We start from the raw sequence: 12,333 nt of genomic DNA, 5'->3' as shown, positions 1-12,333 counted from the left end.
GTTCGTGGCGGGCCTCTATACGCATGGCGCGGCGAGTCAAGGGCCGCGTAGAGTATCCTGCCTGTATCAGGACCCTGCGGTATCGGTCATGGTGTCGTTCATCGGCGCGTCTTCCACCATCATGGCATCGCCCGCTGCGCCTTCGTCGGTCATCGTCTCGTCCGGCACGACATCGTTCTGGAGAGGGCCGTCTTCGCCCGGCTCGTAATCGGCTGCACCTTCCATGCCGGTTTCACCGGTGGTCACGTCGCTGCCCAGATCGGCAGTATCCCCGCCATCGAGTTCTTCGCCGCAGGCAGTGACGGCGAGCGACAGGGGCAGGGCGGCAAGCAGTACGGTCTTCTTCATCGGGACATCCTTTCGTGCGGCGGACCATCCGAATGGCCCGGTATATGGGAGAAGGAACGGCCGGCCCTCGGCAATCGTTCCGGACGGCAGACACGAAAACAGCGCGCTTCCCGGGGGAAACGCGCTGTTTTCTTCAGGTTTGCAAAACCGATCAGATGCCGTCGGCAGTGTCTTCCAGTTCCTCGGCCTGCTGCTCGAGGTTCTCGGCCGACTGGTCTGCTTCTGCGGCGCCGACATCGTCGCCTTGTGCTTCGGCAACATCGGCACGTTCTTCGGCGAGGTCGGCTTCGGCTTCGACGACGCCGGCTTCTGCGTCCATCACTTCGGCTTCGGCTTCGGCCACGTCGTCCTGCTCTTCGGCGAGTTCTTCACCTGCGCCGTCGCACGCTGCGACGAGGAGGAGGGCGGGAAGCGTGGCGGCAGCAATAATCTTCTTCATGATTTGGACCCCTGTCCGGTTGATATCCGAGCTAATACTCCCGCCGTGCAAAGCGGTTCCCGAAAAAATGCCTACGCTGTTGCTGCATGGTTCCCGATGACGGGTCCGGGGCGGATGGCCGCGATCCAGTTGCCCGCGCCGATGACGATCGCAAGGGCGCCGACGACGAAGCTGTCGAGGATGAGCAGGGGCCATTTGAGCGCGTCCGGTGCGAAGATCGCCCCGATCCCCAGTCCGTAATGCACGACCATCAGCGGGAGCATCACCGTGAAGGTGAAGACGACCGCCCAGGCAAGAGAGGGTAGCATTTCGCGTGCCGAGCGCGCCGGCGACACCCAGATGCCCAGCGGCGCAGCGACCATCCAGCGCAGGAATAGCGGGGTCAGGACCAGCATCGCGGCGAACACGGCCAGCGAAACCGCAGGCGATCCCTGCATTGCGAACAGGTCCATCGCGGCAATTGCCAGCTGGATGAACAGGACGACGGCAAACGTCGCGGCGGCTCGCGGTTCCAGCGTGCGCGCAGCCGCCGCGTCGCGCCCACCCGCCAGGAAGCGGACCAGGGGATAGCCAATGAACGAGAGGGTGAAGATCTTGATCATCCCGGCCTGCATCCGTGCCGGTGCCGCCTCGGCCGCCTGCGCGCCGTCCGTCCCGTCATACATCCCGAGCCCCATCTCGACGTAATGCTGGAAAAGCTCGCCGACGACCGGGATCATCGCGATCAGGGGACATGCGAGCATGAAGGCGAGGGTCTCGCGATGGGCGTGGATGAATGCCTTTCCGAAAGTCATGAATCGTCTCCTTGGTCATAGGTCAGCAGGTCGCCGGGCTGGCAGTCCAGTTCGCGGCAGATGGCTTCGAGCGTGGTGAAACGGATGGCCTTGGCCTTGCCCGTCTTCAGGATGGACAGGTTGGCCAGCGTCAGGTCGATCCGCTGGGCAAGCTCGGTCATGGTCATGCTCCGGTCTTCCAGCAGCTGGTCGAGCCGGACGGATATGGATGTGCCCCCGGCCATCAGACCGTGCCCTCCAGGTCCTCGCGCATGGCGAGCCCCTCTGCGAAGATGCGGGCCAGCACGAGGAGGAGGCCCGATACGAGCCAGATCGAAAGGGAGGGCGACCAGCCGAGATATTCGCCCGTCTGCTCGCTCACGTCGATGGATGTCAGCCCGAAGGCGAGGTCGCCCACACCGATGCCCAGCATGCAAAGCGCAATGGTGCGCAGCGACCCGATGCTGGCGGGCGAGAACGCATCGCCCTGCTCGGAATCGCGGATCATGCGGCGCAGCCTGGTGAAGATGATGTGAGCGAGCGGAACGGTCAGGATGGACACGGCGCAGGCAACCCAGAGCCAGCGGACCAGCGCCCCCGTTTCGCGCGGATCGAACTCGGTCGCTATCTGGTTTGGCAATGCGGATGGCTCTATCGCGAGGAATGCAAACAGCAGGACGAACGGGACCCCGAGCGCCCAGTTGAGGCCGTTTAGTATGCCGAGGACAAGATGCGCGGTGCGAAGCATGGAGCGAAGCCTTTCGGTGCGAGTTATCGTTTTTCGATAAGCGCGATTCGCCTTATCGTCAATCGATAATATCGAAAAACGATAAGTAACCGATGTGGCCCGTTTGACAAAAGTGCGCCGCAATCCTATCTGGCCTCACACGCGCGCTTCGAGCACGGCCGATCCAAGCGCGGGGTTCGGCCAGGGATGGAAGCGGCGTACGCCATAATCGCGACGTTTGAAGACGAAAGCTGCAGTCCGCAGGCCCGGTGGGGCGTGCGAATCACTGCGGCCTTTTTCTGCGTCCGGCGATCATGGCCTTTCCCGTGACGAGCGAAATTTCATCGGCCGGCGGGATCCTCCTGCCGCCCGGGACGAGAGAAGGCGAAACTCCTCCATGGCGACCAAAGCGAAGAAACCGGCCCGCAAGCAGACCGGCACCGGCAAGAAGCGCATCCGCAAGATCTTCGGCGACATCCACGAAGTGGTGCAGATGCCGAACCTGATCGAGGTGCAGCGCGAGAGCTACGAACAGTTCCTGCGTTCCAACAAGGAGATCGATTACGTCTCCGGCCTGGAAAAGACCCTGCGCTCGGTCTTCCCGATTCGCGATTTCGCCGGCACGGCGGAGCTGGACTTCGTCGATTACGAGCTCGAGCCGCCGAAATACGACATCGTCGAATGCCGCCAGCGCGGCATCACCTATGCCGCGCCCATGCGCGTGACGCTGCGCCTGATCGTCTTCGAAGTCGACCAGGAAACCGAAACCCGCTCCGTGCTCGATATCAAGGAGCAGGAAGTCTACATGGGCGACATGCCGCTCATGACGGGCAACGGCACCTTCGTCATCAACGGTACCGAGCGCGTGATCGTCAGCCAAATGCACCGTTCGCCCGGTGTGCTGTTCGACCACGACCGCGGCAAGACGCACAGTTCCGGCAAGCTGCTGTTCGCCGCCCGCGTCATTCCCTATCGCGGCAGCTGGCTCGATTTCGAATTCGACGCGAAGGACGTCGTCAACGTCCGCATCGACCGCAAACGCAAGCTGCCGGTCACCAGCCTGCTGTTCGCGCTCGGCCTCGATAGCGAAGACATCCTGCATCACTTCTACGGCACCATGGAGTGGGAGCGAGCGAAGGACGGGTGGAAGATCCCGTTCGATGCGGAGGCATGGCGCAACCAGAAGCCGGGCTTTGCCCTGGTCGATGCGAAGACCGGCGAGGAAATTTTCCCTGCCGGCCAGAAGATCAGCCCGCGTGCCGCCAACAAGGCTGCCAAGGATGGCCTGGAAACGCTCCTGCTGCCGACCGAGGAAGTAATCGGCCGTTACGCATCGCGCGACATGATCGATGAAAGCACCGGCCGCATCTACATCGAGGCGGGCGACGAAGTGTCGGTCGAGAACCTCGAGGCGCTGGACGGCGCGGGTATCGACCGTCTCGAACTGCTCGACATCGACGAGATCAACACCGGCCCGTGGATCCGCAACACGCTGAAGGTCGACAAGGCCGAGAACCGCGACGAGGGCCTCGAGGCCATCTACAAGGTCATGCGTCCGGGCGAACCGCCGACCAAGGAAACGGCGGAAGCCCTGTTCGAAGGCCTGTTCTTCGACAGCGAGCGTTACGACCTGTCCGCCGTGGGCCGCGTCAAGCTCAACATGCGCCTCGACCTCGATGTCGAAGACACCGTCACCACGCTGCGCAAGGAAGACATCCTCGCCGTGGTGAAGGAAATGGTCGACCTGAAGGACGGCAAGGGCGAAGTCGACGACATCGACAACCTCGGCAACCGCCGTGTGCGTTCGGTCGGCGAACTGCTGGAAAACCAGTACCGCGTCGGCCTGCTGCGCATGGAACGCGCCGTGAAGGAACGCATGTCCAGCGTGGACGTGTCGACCGTCATGCCGAACGACCTGATCAACGCGAAGCCCGCTGTGGCTGCCGTGCGCGAGTTCTTCGGCTCCAGCCAGCTCTCGCAGTTCATGGACCAGACCAACCCGCTCTCGGAAGTCACCCACAAGCGCCGCGTCTCCGCGCTCGGGCCGGGTGGTCTCACGCGAGAGCGTGCGGGCTTCGAAGTCCGCGACGTCCACCCGACGCATTACGGCCGCATCTGTCCGATCGAAACGCCGGAAGGCCCGAACATCGGCCTCATTAACTCGCTCGCCAGCTTCAGCCGGGTGAACAAGTACGGCTTCATCGAAACGCCGTACCGCCAGGTGAAGGACGGCAAGGTCACCTCCGACGTGATCTACCTGTCCGCCATGGAAGAGCAGAAACACACCGTCGCACAGGCTTCGGCCGAACTGAACGACGACGGCAGCTTCGTGGAAGAGCTGATCAGCGCGCGCCAGAACGGCGACAACCTGATGGCTCCGCGCGAGACGATCACTCTGATGGACGTGTCGCCCAAGCAGCTCGTCTCGGTCGGTGCATCGCTCATTCCGTTCCTGGAAAACGATGACGCCAACCGTGCACTGATGGGTGCCAACATGCAGCGCCAGGCCGTGCCGCTGGTGAAGGCGGAAGCGCCCTTCGTCGGTACCGGCATGGAAGAGACCGTGGCCCGCGACAGCGGCGCGGCGATCACGGCGACCCGCGGTGGCATCGTCGACCAGGTCGACGCGACCCGTATCGTCATCCGTGCGCAGGGCGACGTCGAGCCCGGCCAGTCGGGCGTCGACATCTACACGCTGCAGAAGTTCCAGCGTTCGAACCAGGACACCTGCATCAACCAGCGTCCGCTGGTGAAGGTGGGCGACCTGATCGAACAGGGCGACATCATCGCCGACGGTCCCTCGACCGATCTCGGCGAGCTGGCGCTGGGCAAGAACAGCCTCGTCGCGTTCATGCCCTGGAACGGCTACAACTACGAGGACAGCATCCTCATCTCCGAGCGCATCGTGAAGGACGATGTCTTCACCTCGATCCACATCGAGGAATTCGAAGTCATGGCCCGCGACACGAAGCTGGGGCCGGAAGACATCACCCGCGACATTCCGAACGTCGGCGAGGAAGCCCTGCGCAACCTCGACGAGGCGGGCATCGTCTATATCGGCGCCGAAGTGCATCCGGGCGATATCCTGGCCGGCAAGATCACGCCGAAGGGCGAAAGCCCGATGACGCCGGAAGAAAAGCTGCTGCGCGCCATCTTCGGCGAAAAGGCCAGCGACGTGCGCGACACCTCGCTCCGCCTGCCGCCGGGCGTCGCCGGGACGGTGGTCGAGGTTCGCGTCTTCAACCGTCACGGTATCGAGATCGACGACCGTACGCGTGCCATCCAGAACGAGGAGATCGAACGCCTCAAGAAGGACAGCCAGGACGAACGCGCCATCCTCAACCGTGCGACCTACAACCGCTTGCGCGACATGCTGGTCGGCCAGACCGCCTCTGCCGCGCCCAAGGGCGTGAAGAAGGGCACGGAGATCGACGAGGACCTGCTCGAAGGCATTGACCGCCACGAATGGTTCAAGTTCGCAGTGGCCGACGACAATCGCCAGCAGCAGATCGAGGCGGTGAAGACCCAGTACGACGATGCGGTCAAGCTGATCGACGACAAGTTCGAAGACCGTAAGGAAAAGCTGGAGCGCGGCGACGAGCTGGCACCGGGCGTCCTGAAGATGGTAAAGGTCTTCGTCGCCGTGAAGCGCAAGCTGCAGCCGGGCGACAAGATGGCCGGCCGTCACGGGAACAAGGGTGTCATTTCGCGCATCCTGCCGGAAGAAGACATGCCGTTCCTGGAAGACGGCACGCCGGTCGACATCGTGCTGAACCCGCTGGGCGTGCCTTCGCGCATGAATGTCGGGCAGATCTTCGAGACCCATCTGGGCATGGCCGCACGCGGCCTCGGCCAGCAGGTCACGCAGGCACTGGAAGAGTGGAAGCTCGCCAACCCGAATGCGAAGGAAGACTACGCCAAGGCAGCACCGCCCAGCGCCGTCGTCGATCGCCTTAAGGAAGCCTACGGCGAGGACTATCACGACGAGATCGAAGCCCGTTCGACGGCAGAGATCGTGGAACTGGCCGGTCACCTCAAGATGGGCGTCCCGATGGGTACGCCGGTCTTCGACGGTGCCCGCGAAGGTGACGTGACGACCTATCTGGAAAAGGCGGACCTTCCGGGCAGCGGACAGGTGACCCTGTTCGATGGCCGCACGGGCGATGCCTTCGACCGCCAGGTGACCGTGGGCTACATCTACATGCTGAAGCTGCACCACCTCGTCGACGACAAGATCCACGCGCGTTCGATCGGACCGTACAGCCTCGTCACCCAGCAGCCGCTGGGCGGTAAGGCGCAGTTCGGCGGACAGCGCTTCGGCGAGATGGAGGTCTGGGCGCTCCAGGCCTACGGTGCGGCCTACACGCTGCAGGAAATGCTGACGGTGAAGTCCGACGACGTGATCGGCCGGACCAAGGTCTACGAAGCGATCGTCAAGGGCGACGACACCTTCGAGGCGGGCATTCCCGAAAGCTTCAACGTGCTCGTCAAGGAAATGCGCAGCCTCGGCCTCAACGTCGAACTCACCAGCCTGGGTGATGGCGACGAGGACGACGACGGCATGCAGATCGCCGCTGAATAATTCGGGGTGGGGCGGGCGCCGGTTCGACCGGTGACCCGCCCGCTCCTCTCGCCCCTGAATTCACCCGCAAGGGAACGTGAAAAATGAACGAACTGACCAAATTCACCAACCAGCTCGCGAAGCCGGAAACCTTCGACCAGATCCAGATCGGTCTGGCGAGCCCCGAGCGTATCCGCAGCTGGTCCTTCGGCGAGATCAAGAAGCCGGAAACCATCAACTACCGCACGTTCAAGCCCGAGCGTGACGGTCTCTTCTGCGCGCGCATCTTCGGTCCGGTGAAGGACTACGAATGCCTGTGCGGCAAGTACAAGCGCATGAAGTACAAGGGCGTCGTGTGCGAAAAATGCGGCGTCGAAGTCACCGTGACCAAGGTGCGCCGCGAGCGGATGGGCCACATCGAGCTCGCCGCCCCCGTCGCACATATCTGGTTCCTGAAGTCGCTGCCTTCGCGCATCGGCCTGCTGCTCGACATGCAGCTCAAGCAGCTGGAGCGCGTGCTTTATTTCGAGAGCTACATCGTCGTCGAGCCGGGCCTGACGCCGCTGGAGAAATTCCAGCTGCTGACGGAAGACGAACTGCTCGACGCGCAGGACGAATACGGCGAAGACGCTTTCAGCGCCGGCATCGGTGCCGAAGCGGTCAAGATCATGCTCATGGAGCTCGACCTCGAGCAGGAGCGTGATGACCTCATGGAAGAGCTTGCGACGACCAAGTCCAAGCTGAAGCCCGCCAAGATCATCAAGCGCCTGAAGGTCGTCGAAAGCTTCATCGATTCCGGCAACCGTCCGGAATGGATGATCCTGGAAGTCGTGCCGGTCATTCCGCCGGAACTGCGCCCGCTCGTCCCGCTGGACGGTGGCCGTTTCGCGACGTCCGACCTCAACGACCTCTATCGCCGCGTCATCAACCGCAACAACCGCCTAAAGCGCCTCATGGAACTGCGCGCGCCGGACATCATCGTCCGCAACGAAAAGCGCATGCTGCAGGAAGCTGTCGACGCCCTGTTCGACAACGGTCGCCGCGGCCGCGTGATCACGGGTGCGAACAAGCGTCCGCTGAAGTCGCTCAGCGACATGCTGAAGGGCAAGCAGGGCCGCTTCCGGCAGAACCTTCTGGGTAAGCGCGTCGACTATTCGGGCCGTTCCGTCATCGTGACCGGTCCGGAACTCAAACTGCACCAGTGCGGCCTGCCCAAGAAGATGGCATTGGAGCTGTTCAAGCCGTTCATCTACGCCCGCCTCGACGCCAAGGGTCTCTCCATGACCCTGAAGCAGGCGAAGAAGTGGGTCGAGAAGGAACGCAAGGAAGTCTGGGACATCCTGGATGAAGTCATTCGCGAGCACCCGGTCCTGCTGAACCGCGCTCCGACGCTTCACCGTCTAGGCATCCAGGCGTTCGAGCCCGTGCTGATCGAAGGCAAGGCGATCCAGCTGCACCCGCTCGTCTGCTCGGCCTTCAACGCCGACTTCGACGGTGACCAGATGGCCGTCCATGTGCCGCTCTCGCTGGAAGCCCAACTGGAAGCGCGCGTGCTGATGATGTCCACCAACAACATCCTTTCGCCCGCCAACGGCAAGCCGATTATCGTGCCTTCGCAGGACATGGTACTGGGTCTCTATTACCTGTCGATGGAACGGCAGGAGAGGAAGCCCGAATTCGTCGAGGAAAACGGCGAGAAGATCGAGATGCTGCCGCGCTTTGCCGACATGGCCGAAGTGCACCAGGCGCTCGAGACGAAGGCCGTCACGCTTCACACGAAGATCATCACCCGCGTCCCGCAGGCGGACGAGAAGGGCAAGATCGAAATGAAGCGTTTCGAGACGACCCCGGGCCGTATGCTGATCGGCGAATGCCTGCCTAAGAACCACAAGGTTCCCTTCGACATTGTCAACCGCCTGCTGACGAAGAAGGACATCGGCGACGTGATCGACGAGGTCTATCGTCACACCGGTCAGAAAGACACGGTGCTGTTTGCCGACGCCATCATGTCGCTGGGCTTCCGCCACGCGTTCAAGGCCGGTATTTCCTTCGGCAAGGACGACATGATCATCCCGGCCAGCAAGGAAGGCATGATCGAGAAGGCCAAGGACGAGGTTGCCGATTACGAGCAGCAGTACCAGGACGGCCTGATCACCCAGCAGGAAAAGTACAACAAGGTGATCGACGCCTGGAGCCGTACCGGCGACCAGGTGGCCGATGCCATGATGGAAGAGATCAAGTCGCAGCCGATCGACGACGACGGCCGCGAGGCGCCGATCAACTCGATCTACATGATGAGCCACTCCGGCGCCCGTGGTAGCCCCGCCCAGATGAAGCAGCTGGCAGGGATGCGCGGCCTGATGGCGAAGCCTTCGGGCGAAATCATCGAGACGCCGATCATCTCGAACTTCAAGGAAGGCCTGACCGTCCTCGAATACTTCAACTCGACCCACGGCGCCCGCAAGGGCCTGGCCGACACGGCTCTGAAAACGGCGAACTCGGGCTACCTGACCCGCCGTCTCGTCGACGTGTCGCAGGACTGCGTCATCGTGGAAGAGAACTGCAAGACGGATAACGCGCTGGAAATGCGTGCCATCGTGCAGGGCGGCAGCGTCATCGCTTCGCTGGGCGAGCGTATCCTGGGCCGCACCGTGGCCGAGGATATCGTCAATGCGGCGACGGACGAGGTCATCGTGAAGAAGGGCACGCTGGTCGACGAACCGATGGTCAAGGCCATCGAGGAAGCCGAAGTGCAGGTCGCCAAGATCCGCTCTCCGCTGGTCTGCGAAGCCGACCAGGGCGTGTGCGGCACGTGCTATGGCCGTGACCTTGCCCGCGGTACGCCGGTGAACATCGGTGAAGCTGTCGGCGTCATCGCCGCGCAGTCGATCGGTGAACCCGGCACGCAGCTGACCATGCGTACCTTCCACATCGGCGGTGCCGCGCAGCTCAACGAGACCAGCCACCTCGAATCCATCTCGGATGGTAAGGTCGTCTATCGCGACATGCCGACCATCGTGGACAAGAAGGGTCGTATCCTGTCGCTCGCCCGCAACGGCGAACTGGCAGTGATCGACGCCGAAGGCCGCGAGCGCGAGATCCACAAGGTGCCTTACGGTACCGTGCTGATGCACAAGGACGGCGAGAAGGTGACGGAAGGCGACCGGCTGGCGGAATGGGATCCGTTCACCCTGCCGATCATCACCGAAACCTCGGGCGTGGTGAAGTTCCAGGACCTGGTTGACGGCTCGACGATGGAAGAGCGCGTGGACGATGCAACGGGTATCGCCCAGCGTGTCGTGACCGAGAACCGGGCAACCGGGCGCAAGAAGAAGGAAGACCTTCGTCCGCGCCTGACCCTGCTCGGCGAAGGCCAGAGTGCCGATTCGGACGAGACCGAGGCCCAGCGCTACATGCTGGCCCCGGGCACGTCGCTGTCGGTCGATGACGGCCAGACGGTCGAAGCGGGTGACATCCTTGCCCGCGCCAGCCGCGAAGCTGCCAAGACTCGCGACATCACCGGCGGTCTGCCGCGTGTTGCCGAGCTGTTCGAAGCCCGTATTCCGAAGGATGTGTCGGTCATTGCCAAGATTTCAGGCAAGATCGAATTCGTCCGCGAATACAAGGCGAAGCGCAAGATCGCCATCGTCCCCGAGGAAGGGGATCCGGTGGAGTACCTGATCGCGAAGACCAAGGTCATCGACGTTCAGGAAGGCGACTTCGTGAAGAAGGGCGACACGCTGGTGTCCGGCTCTCCGAACCCGCACGACATCCTCGATGTCATGGGCGTGGAAGCGCTGGCCGAGTATCTCGTGAACGAGATCCAGGAAGTCTATCGACTGCAGGGCGTGAAGATCAACGACAAGCACATCGAGGTGATCGTTCGCCAGATGCTGCAGAAGGTCGAGATCACCGATGGCGGCGACACCGTGCTGCTGCCGGGCGAACAGGTCGACCTGGAGGAAATGCAGGAAGCGAATGCCAAGCTGACCCGCAGCAAGAAACCGGCACAGGGTACGCCGGTCCTGCTCGGCATCACCAAGGCCTCGCTCCAGACGCGTTCCTTCATCTCTGCCGCGTCGTTCCAGGAAACGACCCGCGTGCTCACGCAGGCGTCGGTCGAGGGCAAGAAGGACACGCTGATCGGCCTGAAGGAAAACGTGATCGTGGGCCGTCTCATCCCCGCCGGTACCGGCGCGGCGATGAACCGCGTTCGCGTCACCGCCTCCAGCCGCGATGCGGCCCTCCGCGCCCAGTGGAAGAAGCAGCAGGAAGCGCTCCTCGCTGCCGAAACCGCCAAGGAACAGCACGAAGCGGAACTGGCCCAGGATGCGGAAACTGCCGCGACCGGCGATGCCACCATGGCAGCGATGGTCGACAGCGGCACCGGGACCGATGCCGACGCCGGCGATTACCTGCGCGAAAACGAGGGCACTCAGCCCGAAGCCATCGCGAAGGAAGAGCAGGCACAGGACGACGGTGCTGCCGACGAGCCGAAGACCGACGACACCGAGTAATCGGCTAGCCCTACGGTAAAAATATCAAGCCCCGCCGGTTCGCTCCGGCGGGGCTTTTTATTCGTCGAGGCAACGCCTAATCTCGGCGCATGAGATGTCCCTTCGTCCTGGTTGCCATCGGGCTCAGTCTGGCAGGCTGCGGGCCGCAGGATGCGAGCCTGCGGCCGGAGAACGAGCTGCAGGACATCTCGACGAACGCGGAACCGGTGCCCGATCTGCAAGGGCACTGGACGGTCTCGCGACTAGATGGCGAGACACTGGACATGCGCATACCCCTGTCCGGCAGCAGCGATACGCTGGCGTGGGAACCCGGATGCGCCGGCTGGATCCTGTCATACAGGGCAGAAGAGGGTCAGCTGGTTATCGCAGACGATGTTTTTCCGCGCGGGATGCCAAGATGCGATATCGGCTATCCCGAACCCCTGCCTGCGGTCATGACAGCCCTTCAGGGGCGCTGGACTTCGACGAAAGAGCCAAACGGGAACATTGTCCTGTTGCGAGACGAAACCCGTCTCGTCCTTGAAGCACCTTCGTCGACGCCGCCGGAAACGCTGGAGGGAGAATGGGATGTCGTGCAGATCGACGGGCGCCCGTCAAAGCCAACCGGAAGCCTGCGCGTCACGGCAGATGCCCATGCAATCCGCGTCGAACCGGCATGCCTTGGGGGCGCCGTCCCCTATCGCATCGTGAACGAGCGTTTCATCGTCATGGAGATACCGGCGCCCCCTCCGCTCCCTCCGGGTGCAGAGCCGGCCCCGCTGCCCCAGGTTTGCGCGGTGGTCCCGCCAAAGGGCAGGAACACGGTTCTTTCCATCATCGGGAAGGCCGAGACGATTACACGCGGGGCCGAGCGCAAAGTTACACTGTCCGGTAGCGGCGGCAGTCTGACGCTGGCACGACGGGCTGCCGTTAGCACGCCCGGGGCAGGAACGCGGCAAAGTCAACCAAACCGGGAATAATCGACGGGA

8 protein-coding genes are annotated in these 12,333 nt (G+C 62.9%); 3 read left to right on the top strand and 5 right to left on the bottom strand.

Annotation, left to right across the window (positions count from 1 at the left end):
* Window positions 1-66: 66 nt before the first annotated feature.
* The 5 genes from PF049_00940 to PF049_00920 all read right to left on the bottom strand — a co-directional run bounded on the left by PF049_00940 (window position 67) and on the right by PF049_00920 (window position 2,308).
* Window positions 67-348 carry a hypothetical protein gene (locus PF049_00940; GenBank protein WBY16767.1) on the bottom strand — a complete coding sequence of 94 codons (282 nt, stop codon included), beginning with the start codon at window positions 346-348 and terminating at the stop codon, window positions 67-69.
* A 151-nt stretch (window positions 349-499) separates the two neighbouring features.
* Window positions 500-787 carry a hypothetical protein gene (locus PF049_00935; GenBank protein WBY16766.1) on the bottom strand — a complete coding sequence of 96 codons (288 nt, stop codon included), beginning with the start codon at window positions 785-787 and terminating at the stop codon, window positions 500-502.
* Between the two features lie 71 nt (window positions 788-858).
* Window positions 859-1,581: a hypothetical protein gene (locus tag PF049_00930; GenBank protein WBY16765.1), complete on the bottom strand. Its 723-nt coding sequence runs from the start codon at window positions 1,579-1,581 to the stop codon at window positions 859-861.
* A complete protein-coding gene (locus tag PF049_00925) occupies window positions 1,578-1,805 on the bottom strand; it encodes a helix-turn-helix transcriptional regulator (GenBank protein ID WBY16764.1) in 228 nt (75 codons plus the stop codon). The genes PF049_00930 and PF049_00925 overlap by 4 nt, the downstream gene beginning before the upstream one ends.
* Window positions 1,805-2,308, bottom strand: a complete 504-nt coding sequence (locus PF049_00920) for a DUF2975 domain-containing protein (protein ID WBY16763.1) — start codon at window positions 2,306-2,308, stop codon at window positions 1,805-1,807. Before PF049_00920 ends, PF049_00925 begins: the two co-directional genes overlap by 1 nt.
* A gap of 376 nt (window positions 2,309-2,684) precedes the next feature.
* On the opposite strand from PF049_00920, the gene rpoB reads away from it, so the two are divergent.
* The 3 genes from rpoB to PF049_00905 all read left to right on the top strand — a co-directional run bounded on the left by rpoB (window position 2,685) and on the right by PF049_00905 (window position 12,324).
* A complete protein-coding gene (rpoB, locus tag PF049_00915) occupies window positions 2,685-6,869 on the top strand; it encodes a DNA-directed RNA polymerase subunit beta (GenBank protein ID WBY16762.1) in 4,185 nt (1,394 codons plus the stop codon).
* Between the two features lie 83 nt (window positions 6,870-6,952).
* Window positions 6,953-11,365: a DNA-directed RNA polymerase subunit beta' gene (rpoC, locus tag PF049_00910; protein WBY16761.1), complete on the top strand. Its 4,413-nt coding sequence runs from the start codon at window positions 6,953-6,955 to the stop codon at window positions 11,363-11,365.
* A gap of 89 nt (window positions 11,366-11,454) precedes the next feature.
* Window positions 11,455-12,324, top strand: a complete 870-nt coding sequence (locus tag PF049_00905; GenBank protein ID WBY16760.1) for a hypothetical protein — start codon at window positions 11,455-11,457, stop codon at window positions 12,322-12,324.
* Window positions 12,325-12,333 lie beyond the last annotated feature (9 nt).

Source organism: Erythrobacteraceae bacterium WH01K, from assembly GCA_027941995.1.
GTDB lineage: Bacteria > Pseudomonadota > Alphaproteobacteria > Sphingomonadales > Sphingomonadaceae > CAJXSN01.
The sequence above is the reverse complement of the archived record's forward strand: the minus strand, read 5'-3'. Positions and strand labels throughout refer to the sequence as shown.

What these genes read in the sequence shown, in the direction of transcription:
- PF049_00940 (WBY16767.1), bottom strand. Translation starts at nt 348, where the DNA reads ATGAAGAAGACCGTACTGCTTGCCGCCCTGCCCCTGTCGCTCGCCGTC.
- PF049_00935 (WBY16766.1), bottom strand. Translation starts at nt 787, where the DNA reads ATGAAGAAGATTATTGCTGCCGCCACGCTTCCCGCCCTCCTCCTCGTC.
- PF049_00920 (WBY16763.1), bottom strand. Translation starts at nt 2,308, where the DNA reads ATGCTTCGCACCGCGCATCTTGTCCTCGGCATACTAAACGGCCTCAAC.
- PF049_00930 (WBY16765.1), bottom strand. Translation starts at nt 1,581, where the DNA reads ATGACTTTCGGAAAGGCATTCATCCACGCCCATCGCGAGACCCTCGCC.
- PF049_00925 (WBY16764.1), bottom strand. Translation starts at nt 1,805, where the DNA reads ATGGCCGGGGGCACATCCATATCCGTCCGGCTCGACCAGCTGCTGGAA.
- rpoC (WBY16761.1), top strand. Translation starts at nt 6,953, where the DNA reads ATGAACGAACTGACCAAATTCACCAACCAGCTCGCGAAGCCGGAAACC.
- PF049_00905 (WBY16760.1), top strand. Translation starts at nt 11,455, where the DNA reads ATGAGATGTCCCTTCGTCCTGGTTGCCATCGGGCTCAGTCTGGCAGGC.
- rpoB (WBY16762.1), top strand. Translation starts at nt 2,685, where the DNA reads ATGGCGACCAAAGCGAAGAAACCGGCCCGCAAGCAGACCGGCACCGGC.